The 14,657-nt window shown below is 60.9% G+C and carries 15 protein-coding genes; 2 read left to right on the forward strand and 13 right to left on the reverse strand.

From position 1 onward, the window contains the following. Positions 1-23: 23 nt before the first annotated feature. Together ACQZ6J_RS18490 and ACQZ6J_RS18495 are read right to left on the reverse strand one after the other, a co-directional pair. A complete protein-coding gene (locus ACQZ6J_RS18490; protein ID WP_163992327.1) occupies positions 24-1,610 on the reverse strand; it encodes an ABC transporter substrate-binding protein in 1,587 nt (528 codons plus the stop codon). A 209-nt stretch (positions 1,611-1,819) separates the two neighbouring features. Next, a complete protein-coding gene (locus ACQZ6J_RS18495) occupies positions 1,820-2,290 on the reverse strand; it encodes an MEKHLA domain-containing protein (protein WP_449085152.1) in 471 nt (156 codons plus the stop codon). A gap of 178 nt (positions 2,291-2,468) precedes the next feature. Between ACQZ6J_RS18495 and ACQZ6J_RS18500 the strand changes: the two genes are divergently transcribed. After that, positions 2,469-3,671 carry an ROK family transcriptional regulator gene (locus ACQZ6J_RS18500; RefSeq protein WP_449085153.1) on the forward strand — a complete coding sequence of 401 codons (1,203 nt, stop codon included), beginning with the start codon at positions 2,469-2,471 and terminating at the stop codon, positions 3,669-3,671. Between the two features lie 43 nt (positions 3,672-3,714). Here ACQZ6J_RS18500 and phnX read toward each other — a convergent pair whose 3' ends face one another. From phnX to ACQZ6J_RS18550, 10 genes are all read right to left on the reverse strand, one after another. Beyond that, positions 3,715-4,518 carry a phosphonoacetaldehyde hydrolase gene (gene phnX / locus ACQZ6J_RS18505; RefSeq protein ID WP_449085154.1) on the reverse strand — a complete coding sequence of 268 codons (804 nt, stop codon included), beginning with the start codon at positions 4,516-4,518 and terminating at the stop codon, positions 3,715-3,717. 5 nt (positions 4,519-4,523) lie between these two features. After that, the gene (locus ACQZ6J_RS18510) at positions 4,524-5,669 is read right to left on the reverse strand and encodes a TIGR03364 family FAD-dependent oxidoreductase (protein WP_449085155.1); all 1,146 of its coding nucleotides are present in this window, start codon (positions 5,667-5,669) and stop codon (positions 4,524-4,526) included. Between the two features lie 123 nt (positions 5,670-5,792). After that, a complete protein-coding gene (locus tag ACQZ6J_RS18515; protein ID WP_449085156.1) occupies positions 5,793-6,695 on the reverse strand; it encodes a LysR family transcriptional regulator in 903 nt (300 codons plus the stop codon). A gap of 109 nt (positions 6,696-6,804) precedes the next feature. Then, a complete protein-coding gene (locus ACQZ6J_RS18520; protein ID WP_163992315.1) occupies positions 6,805-7,602 on the reverse strand; it encodes an ABC transporter permease subunit in 798 nt (265 codons plus the stop codon). Further along, positions 7,586-8,455 carry a 2-aminoethylphosphonate ABC transporter permease subunit gene (locus tag ACQZ6J_RS18525; RefSeq protein WP_163992313.1) on the reverse strand — a complete coding sequence of 290 codons (870 nt, stop codon included), beginning with the start codon at positions 8,453-8,455 and terminating at the stop codon, positions 7,586-7,588. The genes ACQZ6J_RS18520 and ACQZ6J_RS18525 overlap by 17 nt, the downstream gene beginning before the upstream one ends. Further along, positions 8,448-9,590, reverse strand: coding sequence for an ABC transporter ATP-binding protein (locus tag ACQZ6J_RS18530; protein ID WP_163992311.1), 1,143 nt, complete (start codon positions 9,588-9,590; stop codon positions 8,448-8,450). Before ACQZ6J_RS18530 ends, ACQZ6J_RS18525 begins: the two co-directional genes overlap by 8 nt. Next, positions 9,590-10,621 (reverse strand): 2-aminoethylphosphonate ABC transporter substrate-binding protein, encoded by a 1,032-nt coding sequence (locus ACQZ6J_RS18535; protein WP_449085157.1) that lies wholly within the window; start codon positions 10,619-10,621, stop codon positions 9,590-9,592. The genes ACQZ6J_RS18530 and ACQZ6J_RS18535 overlap by 1 nt, the downstream gene beginning before the upstream one ends. Positions 10,622-10,897: 276 nt before the next feature. Continuing rightward, a complete protein-coding gene (locus ACQZ6J_RS18540; protein ID WP_449085158.1) occupies positions 10,898-11,497 on the reverse strand; it encodes a TetR/AcrR family transcriptional regulator in 600 nt (199 codons plus the stop codon). Positions 11,498-11,510: 13 nt separating this feature from the next. Next, the gene (locus ACQZ6J_RS18545) at positions 11,511-11,939 is read right to left on the reverse strand and encodes a hypothetical protein (protein WP_449085159.1); all 429 of its coding nucleotides are present in this window, start codon (positions 11,937-11,939) and stop codon (positions 11,511-11,513) included. Then, positions 11,936-12,379: a hypothetical protein gene (locus ACQZ6J_RS18550; protein ID WP_449085160.1), complete on the reverse strand. Its 444-nt coding sequence runs from the start codon at positions 12,377-12,379 to the stop codon at positions 11,936-11,938. The genes ACQZ6J_RS18545 and ACQZ6J_RS18550 overlap by 4 nt, the downstream gene beginning before the upstream one ends. Positions 12,380-13,120: 741 nt before the next feature. Here ACQZ6J_RS18550 and ACQZ6J_RS18555 point away from each other — a divergent pair. Next, a complete protein-coding gene (locus tag ACQZ6J_RS18555; RefSeq protein WP_163992429.1) occupies positions 13,121-13,852 on the forward strand; it encodes a helix-turn-helix transcriptional regulator in 732 nt (243 codons plus the stop codon). Here ACQZ6J_RS18555 and ACQZ6J_RS18560 read toward each other — a convergent pair. Then, a complete protein-coding gene (locus ACQZ6J_RS18560; RefSeq protein WP_163992303.1) occupies positions 13,842-14,498 on the reverse strand; it encodes an acyl-homoserine-lactone synthase in 657 nt (218 codons plus the stop codon). The genes ACQZ6J_RS18555 and ACQZ6J_RS18560 overlap by 11 nt on opposite strands. Positions 14,499-14,657: the final 159 nt, after the last annotated feature.

A 14,657-nucleotide genomic window follows, 5' to 3' on the forward strand; every position in this document is an offset into this window, starting at 1 on the left:
GATTGGCTTGCCGCTTGCGGCACTTACTTCTCCACCTTGTCATAGTAGACCTGGTCTGCATTCAGGCCCTGCGCATAGTTCTTCACCTTGTCGCTTAGCACGACCTGATCGTTGCCTTGAAGCATAAAGATGAAGGGGGAGCTTGCCTGGATCTTCTTTTGCAGATCCTGATAGAGGGCGACGCGCTTGGCGGCATCCTGCTCCTTGACGGCGGAAAGCGTCTCGTCCGTCAGCTCGGGGATCACCCAGCCGGCGTATTTTGCAGCCGTGTTGGCGGAGTTGTCCTTGTTGATGGCGAAGGCGCTGGCATTGGAATGCGGGTCGAAATAGTCCGGGATCCAGTAGCGCAGCGTCATCTCGAACTTGCCGGAACGGCCGCGTGCATAGATATCGCTTGCGACGCCTGGCTGGATGTCCAAGGTGATGCCGGCTTGCGCAAAGCTCGACTGCAGCGACTGCGCGATCGACAGGAACGGCTGGTCGTTGAAGACGATGAATTCGACCTTGAAGGGCGTCTTGATGCCGGCGTCGGCCAGGATCTTCTTCGCCTTCTCCACATCGAGCTTGAAGGGCGTATCCGTCAGCGCGCCGGGGAAGCCGACCGGCAGGAAGGCCTGATGCACCGTGCTCTGGCCGCGCAGCAGGTTCTTGGCGATACCGTCATAATCGACGAGATAGCGCGCCGCCTCCCAGAAGGCGGGATTGCCCAGCGTCGGATTGGCCTTGGTGTTGAGCAGGATATAGTCGGTACGCGCTGAGGGCACCGAGAGAACCTTGACCCCGCTCTTGGTCTTCAGCGCCTCGATCTGGTCGGCCGAAAGGCCGCGTGCGATATCGGCATCACCCTGCTCGACGAGAAGGCGGCGAGCGCCGACATCCGGGACATTGCGGATAATGACGCTGTCGAGCTTCGGCTTGTCGCTGGAGCTGGCATTGGCCTGCAGCACCAGTGCCTCGTGCGGGGTATAGGTTGCGATCGTGTAGGCGCCGCTTCCGGCCGAGTTCGTCTTCAGCCAGCCATTGCCGAAATCGCCATCCTTCGCCTGCGGCTCGACGGTCTTTTCATCGACGACCGAGGCGATCGGCGCAGTCAGCAGCGACAGGGCGAACCCGGAACCGACATCGGCCGACCAGGTGAGCTTCACATGCTTGTCGTCCACCTTGGTAACGGCGGCATCGACGTTGTCGGCCTTCCAGCCCAGCTCGTTGAGGATGAAGGCCGGAGACTTGTTGAGCTTGACGGCGCGCGTCAGCGAAAAGATCACGTCTTCGGGGCGGACCGGATTGCCGGAGGAAAACTTGGCGTCGGAAAGCTCGAAGGTCAGGCTGCGACCATCGCTGCCGGCAGCCCAGGAGGCCGCCAGCGCCGGCTCGATCTTCGTGCCGTCTTCGCGGTTCGACTGGACGAGACGCTGGTAGAGATTGTTGAAAGACTGGACGGTCGTCAGCTCGAAGCCTTCGGCCGGATCGAAACTGACGGCATCATCGATCGACTGCGCGACCACGAGCACGTTCGGCGGCGTTTCTGCGCGGGCGGCCGACGTGCCCAACAGAAGTGCCAGGCCGAAGGCCGTTCCGAGCAGCCTCGCACGAGAGGCAATAATTGACATGGGTGAGCTCCCTTAAATGCTTTTGCTATATGACGTTCTGGTTATGCGCTGTGTCTGACATGGTCCAACTACCGGCAAGCATTTAACAATCTCCTCGGGAGCATGCAGGCAAAATAGATCCAGCTTTTCGCGATTCTTGCGAAAAAATTTCCTCGTGATGTTTGGGCATCTCCCGACACCGGCTAAATCATCGTTATCGCCGGGCGGAGCTAGGCATCTTTCCAGCTGGAAAACGTCGCCGCCTGTCCGCGCAAGTTCCCGTCCCGGTCCAGAAGTTGCCAGACAATGCCGTCCTCGATCCAGAAGCGCCGGCCGGACTTTGCCACCCTCAGCCCGCGATAATCGGAAATGAAGCCATCGCGCTTCACGGCATCCAGCAGTCGCTGACGTTCCGCCCGATCGGGAAGCTCCGCCGAAAGGCGCGAAGGCAGCGTCACGAACTCCTCCCATGGATATTCGAAACAATCCTGCGCAGCTCTGTTGGCATAGACGAAACGCGGATCGGCCTCCGTATTGTGGGCGACGACCACGAAAGGCGCCTCGCGATAGAGCCAGCCAGGCCCCCACCCATCGCCAACAAGGTCAACGCCGACGACGCGACGAAAACTACCCGTCAAAAGGTCGAAGAACGCTTCGTCGCGCGATAAATCCACGGCATTGCTTTCAGGTCTATCCGTCATCCGTTCTCATCCTGCTCATTCTACGCATCGGCCGGAACGATCCCTATCAAATAGCCGGGGAGATCAAAAGCTGCGGAACGACGGCTATCCCGACCGTCCATCGGCAACCGGAGGCTCTATGGCATGAGGTGGCATGTGCTATAGGCTTGCGTGCATTGTGAGATTGGATGGTGAAGCCTTGGCGGATCAGACGATAGCGAAATATCTGAACGAGCTGAGCATTCTGACCATGCTTCGCATTCAGGGGCAGGCCAGCCGCATCGAGATTGCCCGTCATCTTTCCGTGACGCCGGCAACCGTGACCCGCCTGGTCAATAACCTTATCGAACGAGGGCTCGTTCGGGATATCGAGCTGTCGCCCAATCCCGAACGGCCTGCCAATCGCGAGCCAGGCCGGCCTGCAACCAGCGTCGCTCTCAACACAGATGGCGCCTTCTTTTTCGGCGTCGAGGTCGGTGTCGATGTGCTTCGTTTTGCCTTGCTGGACCTGGCCGCGACCGTGGTGGATTCAAGCGAGATGCCGTTCCACGACCGAATGTCTCCCGATCAGGTCGCCGGCGAAATTGCGCGGCGGGTCGGCAAGCTCAGGCGCGATCCGATCTACAGGGACAGTCTCAAGGGCGTCGGGATCGCATTCCCCGGCATCGTCCGCTCCGACGGTTTCGTCGTGAACCTGCCGATCGTCGGTTGGCGCAACGTCGATTTTCCCGCCCTTCTCTCCGAAGCGATCGACCTGCCGCTGTTCATCGAGAACGATGCCAATGCCGGAGCCTTTGGCTGCGTCTATACCGATCCGTCGCTGCCGAATACCTGCAGCCTCTTCCTGAAGCTCGATGCAGGTTGTGGCGGCGCTGTTGTCGTCGACGGACGGCTGTTGAGGGGCGCAAACGGCACGGCCGGCGAGTTCGGCCATCTTCGCCTTTCGGAGGACGGCCCCTTGTGCGGATGCGGAAACAGGGGCTGCCTGGAAAGCAGGATCGGCCTTTCCGCCATCGCGCAACGATTTCTGGAGACCTCGGACCTTTCCGGCATCGAGCTCACGCAGCTTCCCGAACATATCGTCGAGGCGGCGCGCGGTGGCGATGGCCGCGCCATCGAGACGATCGATTCATTCGTTCACTGGCTCGTTCTGGGCCTCGTATCGCTGGTCAACCTCTACAATCCGAGCGTCGTCTTTCTGGGAGGGCCGCTTGCCAAACTGGCCGAGGCGGCAATCGACCGGATTTCGGAGGGGATAGGCCGGGGCACCGTAACAGGCATCCCTGCCCCGACCTTGATGCTGTCAACGCTCGGATCCTACGAGGGCGCCATCGGCGCCGCCTCGATAGCGCATCACCATACGTTCGATATCTCGCGCGTGGGAATAATAGCGGGGCGCTGATAGTGCCGGAGCAGCCGACACCACCGCTCAAAGATCAGCCGGATTACGGCCGTTCGCCGGCCGCGAGACGCCGTTCGATATCATCGATCACAGGCATCAGATCGGCAACGGTATCGATGATGTAATGCGCGCCCTGTGCCTTCAGCGCGGCGGCTGCGCGCTCGCGGACCTTGGCGAGCGCATCCGGGGCCATGGCGGCGACGTCCTGCGGGGTCAGTCCTGCCTCGTTGCCGCTCAAGGCGACGCCAACCGTCCAGCAGCCGGCCGCGACACCCTCGTCGATGCCGACGCCGGTATCGTCCACCTTGACCACCGCATGCGCCGGCCAGACATCGAGATCGAGAAAGCATTTGTACATGTTCATCGGCGTCGGCCGGCCATGCGGCAGGTCTCCCGCGCAGACGAGATTGTCGACCTCATAGCCCTGCTCCCTGGCAAGCGGCAGGACGCGCTCCATGATCGAGCGGGTGTAACCCGTCGTGGAGCCGATCTTCATTCCGCGCAGACGCAGCGATGCCACGACGCCGGTCGTGCCGGGCACCAGATCGGCGAACTTGTGAACCACCTCTTCGTTCATCGGAACGAAGACCTCATAGATGGCATCGACATCCGCCGCCGTCGGCGCCCTTCCGTGACGCGCCGCCCACAGCTCCCTAATGCGCGGCTGCCTCAGCATGGCATCGATATGGTCCCATTTCGGCCGACCCATCGGCTCGCGCGCTTCGGCGATCGTGACCTCGATGCCGAAGCGGCTGAACGCCTCGACGAAGACACCCATGGGGGCGAAGGATCCGAAGTCGATGACCGTCCCCGCCCAGTCGAATACAACGGCTTTCAATTGGCTCACTGGTTTCACTCCCAAGACCGAGATGTTGAGGCATAGAGATCGTCGACCACCTGTTCGCCCAGGGCGAAGCCGGTCGATGCGCCTGTTCCGCCTGTCACCATGACCAGGCGGATATGATCGGCGGGGCGCTCGACCAGCACCGTGCGCTCCTTCGAGGAGGCGTAGGTGCCGATCCAGCGATTGACGACATGCCGACCCGGCAGGTCGAACACGCGATCGAACTCATCGAGGATCAGCCGGTCGAAGCGCTCGCTTGCAAATGGCTGCTGCGCATTGCCGTAGACGTGACTATCGCCGACGACGAGCGAGCCATCGGCCGACTGGACGGCGATCAGGTGAATGCCGGCGGCGCGGCTTTCGGCCTCTTCGAGATCGAGCCTCTTTCCAAGCGCGTCCGCCTCCGGCAGGTCGGCAAAACCCTCGTAACGGGCAAGGCTCATATCCGACATGACGGCCGCGCCGAACCGGCTCGGATGAGCGGGCGAGACGCGCAACATCTGCAGCGTGCAAATCGTCAGCGGGTGCCGGCCGATGACCTCAGGGAAGAGCGTCGAGAAATCGTCGCCGGGGCAGACGACCACCGCGTCTGCCTCGATCGTGCCATGGCTGGTCTCGATCCGTGTCCCGTCGATGACGCGGACAGCCGTGTTCCAGCGGAAATCGACCTTGTGGCGGGCTTCGAGCCAGGCAGCGAGTTTCGGCAGCGCCTCGGAGGACTCGACGCGCAGCTCATGCGGGCTGTGGAGAATTGTCTCGACGCCGTCGAGACGCAGGCCCGGCACGAGATCGCCGGCCTCGGCCTTCGTCATCAGCCGGCATTTCTCGCCCATCGGCGTCTTCAGGAAGGCATCCACCACGACGGCGGCCTCCGGACGTCGAGCCGGCATCACCAGACCATGGTGGATGACCGCAATACCGGCATCGTCGACGATCTCGGCCCATATATCGCGAGCCCGCATGGCCCGCTCCCAATGTGCGCCCGCCTTCTGGCCGGTGATGGTGACGAAGCCGAAATTACGGATCGAAGCGCCTACCGCCCTTGCATTGCGTTCGATGACGACGACTTTCTTGCCCTGACGTGCAGCGGCCAAAGCCACGCCAATGCCGACAATCCCTGCACCGACAACCGCAAGATCATACCCATTCGCCATCGCGTCACCCTTTCCTCGGCCGACCTTCAACCCCGGCCGCCAGTCTGTAGGGTAAAGACTAGCAAAACGATATGACAGAATTATAAATTATCAGAAATTATATGATTTACCTATAATTTGAGCTCAGGCGGAAGGCAGTCCACCACCGACTTCGAGCGCATGGTCCTTCGCGACATCGAAGAAGGCCTGGATGGCGGCGTGGTCGCGGCATTCCGGCAGGGTGACGAGATAGTGGCCGATGGCGAGCTCGGGCTCGACCAGCGGCACGACCTCGATATGGTCGTCGGGGGGGACCTCGCCTTCGATGGAGATCGCCAGTCCGATCCCGGCGGCGGCAGCGGCGTAGGCGACGTCGAGCGTCGCCACCTCGAGAACCGGTTTCAATCGCACGCCCTGCTTGTTGGCGGCATCCTCCAAAAGCGTGCGGGTGCCCGAAGCCTTGTTCCAGAGCACCATGTCGCGCCCGTCGAGATCGGCCAGAGCCAGCCGGCCCTTCGCAAGCATCGGATCGCCTTTGCGGCCATAGATCGCGATCCGGGATTCATGCAGCCTCAACGAGGAAAAGCGGCTGTCGGGGGCGACCTGCGAGATGGCGGCGACGTCGAGCTCACCGCGCAGCACGGCATCGGCCAGATCAAGAGACGGCCCGCCGCGCGTCGACAGGCGCAGGGACGGATATTCCCGAACGAATGCCGTCAGGATCGGCATGATCAGACGGTGCGCGCTGAAGCCGATCGAGATCGTGCCCGTGTTCAGCGATGTCGTATCGGTGATCGCGCGATCGACCTCGCTCAGGCATTTCAGCGTGATCCGGATCTTGGCAATAAGGTCGATCGCCGACGGCGCGACGCTGACATTGTGACCGTCGCGGATGAAGACGCGGGTACGGCACAGTTCCTCGAACGACTGGATCTGCGTCGAAACCGAGGGCTGACTGATGCCGAGGTCCTCGGCCGCACGGGAAAATTTCCCCGTGCGCGCCAGTGCTTCGACGGCTTTCATTTGCGCAAGCGTTACAGACGGCATTCTGGACAGCCCCACCTTCGGAAATCGTACAGCTGCCCGTTTCAATAAGTCGCATGTCCCGACGAGGCAACCGGCTTTCGACTGGATGCCCTCCGCCGGCCGCATGACGTCAGCGCAGGACCGACCTGTTGGAAAGCCGCGACAGCCCCCATAGCACGATCAGTGTCGCGGCCCCGAGGATCATCGTCAACGTTGCGGCATCGAAGATGGCGCCGCGGTCGGAGAGCGCAAAGATATTGACCGGCAGGGTGACCCAACCCGGAGGATAGATCATGACAGTCGCACCCAGCTCGCCCATCGACAGCGCAAAGCTGAGACTGAAGGCGGCGACGAGATAAGGCATCAGCAGCGGCAGCGTGACGCGTCGCAACCGATAGAACGGACGCGCCCCCAGGCTTTCGGCGATCTGCTCGCATTCGACGGGCAGGCGCGCCAGACCGGCCGAGACGTTGCCGTAGGTGAAGGCGGAGATCAGCACGAAATGCGCGATCAGCACGATCATGCGGGTTCCGTTCAGGAGCAGCGGCGGCTGGCTGAAGGCGACCAGCAGACCCAGCCCGATGGACACAGACGGAACCGCGCTCGGAACGAAGAAGATCAGGTCGAGGACGCGCCTGCGCAAGGGCTTCATCTTGCGCAGCGCCAGCGCCGCCCAGGTGCCGCTGACGAGTGCGGCCACGCTTGCGAGCGCTCCCGTGATGATGCTTGCCTTCAGGCTGTCGAACGAATCGCTGCGGAAGGCGTTGGCATAGTGAACCAATGTCAGCTTGCTGGGCAGGATATCGTTCCACTGCCCGCTGATGCTGGCCAGCGCAATCACGGCGATCGGCAGGCCATAGACGATCGCAAAGAGCGGCACGACGAACGCCCAGACCAGAAACCGGCCGGATTTAGACCATATCAGCACGATTGCCTCCCAAGTGAGCGATCGCCGCCCTGTAGAGACTGTAAAGACCGAGCGACAGCAGAACATTGACCACGGCGATGACGCAGGCCGTCGTATAGTCGAACTCCTGGATCGCCTTGGCATAGATGAGAACGGGCAGCGTAATGACACCCTTGGCGCCGATGAAGAGCACGATGCCGAACTCATTGACCGTCAACAACAGGCAGAGGCTGCCGCCGGCGATCAGGGCGGGCATGGCCGCCGGCAGAATGACCTGCCGCACGATGCGCCAGGGCTTGGCCCCAAGGCTGCTGGCAACCTCGATCTGGGCCTGGTCGATTTGCGAGAACGTGGCAAGCAGCGGCCGCATGACGAAGGGCGTATAGACCGTCGTTTCCGCCAGGATGACACCCCATTGCGAATAGAGAAAGTCGACCGGCGGCAAATCGACCTGCATCAGCCGCATCAGGCCTTCGTTGAGGAGGCCCGCCGAGCCGTAGATGAAGGTGAAGGCGAGCGTGACCAGGAAAGTCGGCAGCGCGATGAAGGTGTCGATCAACCGCCCGCAGAACTTCGCGCCGGGAAATGGCACGAACGCGATGACGAGCGAGAAGACGAAGCCGAGCACGAGGCATCCCGCCGTCGAACCGAGCGCGATGACGATGGTGTGCTGCAGCCCGTCATGGAACTCGCGAGACGACAAGACCTCGGCGAATGCCGCAAGCGACAAGGTGCCGGGATCACCGAGCGACTGCCGGGCAATGAGACCCAGCGGATAGAAGAACAGTATCGCCAGGATGAGCAGCGGCGGTACGCTCCACAGGCGATCCCAGCGCAGTCCCCGTTCAAGCGTTCCGGCAGCAACATCAGCCATGACGGCCATCCTCCGGCACCAGGGTAACGTCGGCCGGATTGAAGTGAAGCGTCAGCACCGCGCCCGGAACGGGCGGCAGACTCATCGGCGCCGACGACATGCGAACCTCCTGCCCGGCAACATCGAGGGTGACATTATGGGTGTCGCCCTGCCACTGAACGCTGCGCACGACGCCGGTCAGCCGGTTGCTGTCGCCCTGCGGCGCATCGAGGCGGAAATCATGCGGCCTGGCGCAAAGCAGACAATCGCTGCCTGCAGACAGACGGTGATGATTGCGCGCCACCAGCACCTGATCTCCGAACCGCACCTGCGCCCGCTGCTCGTCGAGCGGCTCCACGCCCTTGACTTCGAGAAGATTGGCACGGCCGAGAAACTCCGCGGAGAAGCGGTTCGGCGGATAGCGGAACAGCGACTGGGCATCGCCGAAGGCCCGGAGCTTGCCATCGCGCATGATGCCGATATGGTTGGCGAGCGTCAGCGCCTCGGACTGGTCGTGGGTTACGTAGAGCACGGTCAGGGACGGCAGCTCGCGATGCAGCCTTGCAAGCTCGTCCACCATCGAGCGGCGGATCTGCGCGTCGAGCGCCGACAGCGGCTCGTCCAGCAGCAGCACCTGCGGCCGGATGGCGATGGCACGGGCGATCGCGACGCGCTGCTGCTGGCCGCCGGAAAGCTGTCGCGGATAGCGCTTTGCATAGGCCGCCATGCCGACCATGACGAGCGCTTCCGGCACGCGGGCGCGAATGACCTCCTCCGGCGTGCGGCGAGCGCGCAGCCCGAAGGCGACATTCTCTTCCACGCGCATATGCGGAAAGAGCGCGTAATTCTGCACCACCATGCCGATGTCGCGGTCATAGGGCGCGAGATGGGTGACATCGCGGTCACCGATCATGATACGGCCGCCCGAGGGGCGTACGAAGCCGGCAACGGCCCGCAGCGCCGTCGTCTTGCCCGATCCGGATGGACCGATCAGAGCGACGATCTCACCCGGATTGACGGTGAGGTTCAGCGAGTCGAGAACGGTGAGGCCATTGTAAGCGACGGAAACATCCTCGAAGACAATCCGCTTGGCTGACGCGGCCGACGTTTCCGTCGGCCGCCCGTTCTCGGATGGCTTTATGTTCGCCATCGTCATCAGTTGCTCGCGATCGCCTTGCCGTAGGCATCGACGTCCTGCTTCAGATCGGCAAGCACCTTGTTCCAGTCCGGCGACCAGATTTCGATGCCGTCCATGATGGCATGCAGCTTGGCGAAATTTTCATCCGTCGGATGAACGTCGGTACGTACAGGCAGGCCCTGGGCAACGGCGCTGACATCCTTCTGGGCATCCTCGCTCAACAGGAAGTCGATGAGTTTCTTGCCGTTGTCAGAATGGGGCGCGCCGGAGACGAGGCCGATATAGTAGGGCAGCGAGAAGGCGGTCTTCTTGCCATCCGGGCCGGTCGGGAAGAAGATCTTGATGTTCGGATTGTCGGCCTGCTGTGCCAGGTTCATCTGCAGGTCGCCATTGGCGACATAAAGCTCGCCCTTGTTGACGAGGGTGGTGAGCTTGCCGGTCGAGGCGGACGGGCCGAGATTGTTGGCCTGCAGCTTCTTGAGATAATCAAGTCCCGCATCCTTGCCGCCGAAGGCATGGAATGCCTGCAACATCAGGGCGGTGCCGTCACCGGCCTGGCCAGGCGTGGAATACTGGATCTTCTGCTTGAACTTCGGATCGAGCAGGTCCTGATAGGTGGCCGGCGGCGTCTTCAGCACCGAGCTGTTGTAGATGAAGTTCGGATAGTTGTTGATCATGGCGGCGTAGAAGCCCTTGGGATCCTTGTCGCGCGCTTCGATCTTGTCTGCGCCGGCAGGCGCGTAGGCCTCGAGCAGGCCTTCGCTTGCAGCCTTCTGCACGAAGGGAGGCAAGGTGACGAGAACGTCGGCCTGCGTGTTGGACTTTTCCTTCGACAGCCGGTCGACGACACCGCTCGAGCCTGCCTCGACATATTGGACCTTGATGCCGGTCGCCTTGGTGAAGGCGTCGAACTCGTTGCCATACCAGCTCGGCGTGCCGTCATGCAGACCGTCGGCACTATAGATGGTGACGACATCATCCGCTGCCATTGCCGGCAGCGCGACAGAGGCCAGAAGGCCCGCAAGCGCAAAAATGGATTTCGTTTTCATGATCTTTCCTTTGCTCAATGACTTGACCCCTGCCAGCATCGGAGGCGGGCTAGCGTGAACGGCGCGAGCAAATTTATAGTCAATGACTATTTCATTTATATGACAATAGCTATTTCCTATAATTTTAATAAGGGAACAGAACTATCCAACCGGCTCCTCCGGGGCCGGTCCGCAAAGAAATGTCTGCTTGTCAAATTGCCCATGATCGCAGCTTCGAGACTGAAGAAATCCCGGCGCGGTCTGCAATGAACGCCCATATGCTCGGGCTGCGCCGACTTAGGCGCTTATAGATCGCCGACAGAAATCGGTAACGGCTGCGACCAGTCTCTGTCTGTCGACTTCGGGGCCGTCGGCCAGACAGTCATCCACGGCGCTGTGCATGGCGTTGAACAGCATGACGGCCGCAAGCCGGGCATCGACGAACGAGAAGGCTCCGGCGGCATGACCTTCGACAAGGAAGGATGTGAGGCGGCTGACGACAGGATTGGCGCGTTTCATATCCCGCTTCGTGGGCTGGAACTGATGGAACACCAGATCGTGGAGCGCCACCTCGTCGAGATAGGCGAGAACGCAGGTTTGCATCCAGGCGTCGAGCCGTTGCGCCCAGCTGTCGGAGGCCGCCACGCTGACCGCAGTCTCTATCCTTTCGCAAAACCGCTCGATGAAACGAGCCTGAAGAGCTGCAAGGACATCATCCTTCGTCTGGAAATAGAGGTAGAAGGTGCCCTTGGCGACATCGGCGGCATCGACGATTTCCGCAACGCTGGTGGCGGCAAAGCCTTTTTCCAGAAACAGGCGTTGCGCGGCGTCCATCAATTCCTCGCGGCGGATTTCCGGCGGCTTGGTGCGCGGACGCTGGCGGTCTGTAACGGTCACGGCTTCTCCTTGTTCACAAGCTGTCGATGACAAGACCCGCCGGCACGAGAATGGATTTGCACAACCATGCCGCAGCACACGGGCTTTTGTCGAAGATTTCTAGCGGCATGTCCAGCGGAAGGCGAGCGAGACCTTGCCGCGTGATGTCGGCCATGGCCGTGGGCACGACGACCGCGACGCCGAGAAGAAGCCGGTGAAGAACGCCACGGACAGCGTCAATCCGTTGCACCGCCAGGCCGAGCCTGGCGACATCCCCCTGGAACACGGATCCGCAGGTTGCGATCAGCAGAAGAGCGAAAGGCTTTTCGTATGCCAGCCAACGCTCAACCGCGTCGAGGCCCGAGCTCACACCATTGGAATCCAATCCCGCCTCGGCGACCAGGATGGCAAGTGGCCAATGCGTCTCATCGCATTCCGGCGGTAGCGCTTCGAACGCCATCATGAGAGCCTGCACAAACCGGCGAGGCTTCGCAGCACCGACCCCATGTTCAGGGGTGTCCCTTGCATCGCGGAAAGGGAGGCAAGCCACATCGTCGCTTCGTTCACGTCATCGAACATCTGCGCGGGAACGCCGAACAGCTTTTCGGCATTCATCCGGCTCACCTCCTCCAGGGCCTCCGTCGGCACGACGGTCGCCATACCGATCACGAGCCGCCTGATGCGCTCGGCATTGGACTGAAGCCAGACTTTCGCCTCTCTTGCACTTCCTCCGGGGCGCTTGAGCGCATCGACATCCGTGAAAACCCGCAGGGTCGTAAACGGTTCGTCGCGGTCGAGCCACGACGTCCAGTCGCAAAGGAAAGCAAGCTGCTCTTGCGGCGACATGGCTCCGCGGGCAGCGGACAGCACGAGCGGCCATTGGGTAAGATCGTGACGGACCATGCGGGGATTTCTCCTATCGGTGAAGTTGAGGACAGGTGCTGCCGCGCACCGCGCTCCCGTACTCATGACTATGGGTGGGCATTCCGATTGCTCCCGAGCTAGAACGATAACGAGACGTACGTATGACTGACCGTCGGTCATTTGTAAAGACAACGACCAGGGCGGCTCCCATATCGACGGACAATCGGAAGCGCGCGCCTCACGGAACGATGGCCGAATCGCGACTGATGACAGCAGGCGCTATGGGGCGGCAAGACGCTCGAATCGTTTGCGTGGGTCGGAGCAGCTACCGAAACGCGCGGCCCCCAAGACATGCAGAACGTCCCAGTTCGGGACGAAAGTGCAGCCGAAAGACGTTCCTGACGGCTCGGCGTAGCGGCTCCCGGACCGGAAGAACAACGGGAGCTCCCACAATAACGCTCTTAGTTGCGGATTCCTGAATTATACGATCGCTCGATAGTTGCGATTACCGATGGATAGCGCATACTGTCGATAATATCCGCTGATGAACGATACCTTATACGTGCGCCCATAAATTCACAGACACAACCCAAGCATGATTGGCAGCGACTGTATTTTCGACAATTTTAGAAAGCCGATCATGACTTTGAACGATCGGCCTCCGAATAGTTGTATGTATGGCAGACGCAGTCCGGGGCAGCATTCAGGAACGGAAAATACCTTCATCCGCGCCCTCCTTGGCCCCAGCGCCGCTTTTATCTCAGCTTCCATGGTGCATGTATGTTGACCGGATCACGTCAATCTCATTGCTTAGCCGAAATCGCTCAGGCGAACACGGCCGATGAGCTGCGCCAATTCCTGTTCAAGTTCTGCTCTCTATACGGCCTTGCCAACGCAGTTTTTCATGTGACGCAGATCGCTGCGGTTTCACAGCGGAACCCTCTCCTCCTGCTAACCTATCCGTCAGAATGGGTGGAGACATATATTGCCCACGATTATTTCTCGATAGACCCCGTCGTTCAGGCCGGGCGCAGCGGATTCCTGCCGTTCGACTGGTCTTCGCTCGACCTGAAGTCGCCGCAAAGCGCGTCGTTCTTCCGGGAAGCTGAAACGTTTGACGTCGGCCGCTATGGCCTGACGCTGGTGGTTCGAGGGCCGCACGGTGAGCGATCGCTGTTTACGGTCACCTCCAACCTCCGGGGCAGCGATTGGGAGCGGCTGCGAAACAGCATAATAGGCGACCTGCAGGTGATCGCCTATTATCTGCATGAACAATCAATGATTGTATCCGGCCTGCGGGAGCAAGGCGCCGGCCGAAAGCTTTCGAAGCGGGAAACCCAGTGCCTTGAGCTGCTGGCGCAGGGCATGCTTCCAAAGCAGATCACGACAAGGCTCGGCATTTCCGAAAGCGCGGTGCGGCTGTATCTCAGCTCAAGCCGCCGCAAGCTTCATGTCAGCACCACCAACCAGGCTATTGCGAAAGCGATCTCGCTTGAGATCATCAAAAGCTGAACTGGACATTGCCGGGAGATGAGGATGCAAATTGCAGGGAAGGGCTCCGGTCATCCTTGCGCATCGCCTTCAACCGCTGCTCGAGATGCTGATCGGTTTCCTCGCTCACTTCCCAAAGACCGACATAGAGATTGCCGATTTCCGGCCGAGAGCGCGCAAGCGGCGCAGGGGACCATCCGATCCTTCTGTAAACTCCGACCATCGATGCATCGTAAACACCCATGATATGCTCGATGCCGGATTTCAGGCTCAAGCGGCAGAGGCCAGAGAGCAGCTCGACGGCGGCTGTCTGCGACGGCGGATGCCGGGAATCGACCGGAGGGTGCACGCAGAACCGCGTGCATTCCCAGATCGAGGGGCTGCAAATGTCGAGATCCTCATCGAAAAAATGCTGAAACTCGCTCGACAGCATCGTCTCGCTGGTTGTCGGCAGCAAGCGCAGCGAGCCCGTGAGCACGTCATCCTCTTCCTTCACGGCCAGATAGATGGGATCGTGCTCGTCGTCGAAGCGGTCTATTTCCAGACCACCTTCGACAGTGACGTCCCACCCCATCCGATCCCGGAAAACGAGCGCTCGCGCGCGAAACATCTGGTTAAAATACGAAGACGCAGTCTCTCGGTCTCGTCGCATCAATATCTGTAGCATCGGACTCTCCAGGTTTTGAACCTTAAGAAAGCACCTTGGAGCCAAGCTTCAATATATCGATTCCGCCAGATTGCGCGGTGACAAACCTCCTTTAAAATTTAGGGGCACCGAGTAGAGCCGGAGCCGATTTTCCCGCAAAACGTGTACAACCAAGTTCTT

The organism is Rhizobium sp. A37_96 (genome assembly GCF_053521765.1).

What these genes read in the sequence shown, in the direction of transcription:
- ACQZ6J_RS18530 (WP_163992311.1), bottom strand. Translation starts at nt 9,590, where the DNA reads ATGACGATGGCGAACATAAAGCCATCCGAGAACGGGCGGCCGACGGAA.
- ACQZ6J_RS18560 (WP_163992303.1), bottom strand. Translation starts at nt 14,498, where the DNA reads ATGCTACAGATATTGATGCGACGAGACCGAGAGACTGCGTCTTCGTAT.
- ACQZ6J_RS18510 (WP_449085155.1), bottom strand. Translation starts at nt 5,669, where the DNA reads ATGGCGAATGGGTATGATCTTGCGGTTGTCGGTGCAGGGATTGTCGGC.
- ACQZ6J_RS18495 (WP_449085152.1), bottom strand. Translation starts at nt 2,290, where the DNA reads ATGACGGATAGACCTGAAAGCAATGCCGTGGATTTATCGCGCGACGAA.
- ACQZ6J_RS18525 (WP_163992313.1), bottom strand. Translation starts at nt 8,455, where the DNA reads ATGGCTGATGTTGCTGCCGGAACGCTTGAACGGGGACTGCGCTGGGAT.
- ACQZ6J_RS18555 (WP_163992429.1), top strand. Translation starts at nt 13,121, where the DNA reads ATGTTGACCGGATCACGTCAATCTCATTGCTTAGCCGAAATCGCTCAG.
- ACQZ6J_RS18515 (WP_449085156.1), bottom strand. Translation starts at nt 6,695, where the DNA reads ATGCCGTCTGTAACGCTTGCGCAAATGAAAGCCGTCGAAGCACTGGCG.
- ACQZ6J_RS18545 (WP_449085159.1), bottom strand. Translation starts at nt 11,939, where the DNA reads ATGATGGCGTTCGAAGCGCTACCGCCGGAATGCGATGAGACGCATTGG.
- ACQZ6J_RS18535 (WP_449085157.1), bottom strand. Translation starts at nt 10,621, where the DNA reads ATGAAAACGAAATCCATTTTTGCGCTTGCGGGCCTTCTGGCCTCTGTC.
- ACQZ6J_RS18490 (WP_163992327.1), bottom strand. Translation starts at nt 1,610, where the DNA reads ATGTCAATTATTGCCTCTCGTGCGAGGCTGCTCGGAACGGCCTTCGGC.
- ACQZ6J_RS18550 (WP_449085160.1), bottom strand. Translation starts at nt 12,379, where the DNA reads ATGGTCCGTCACGATCTTACCCAATGGCCGCTCGTGCTGTCCGCTGCC.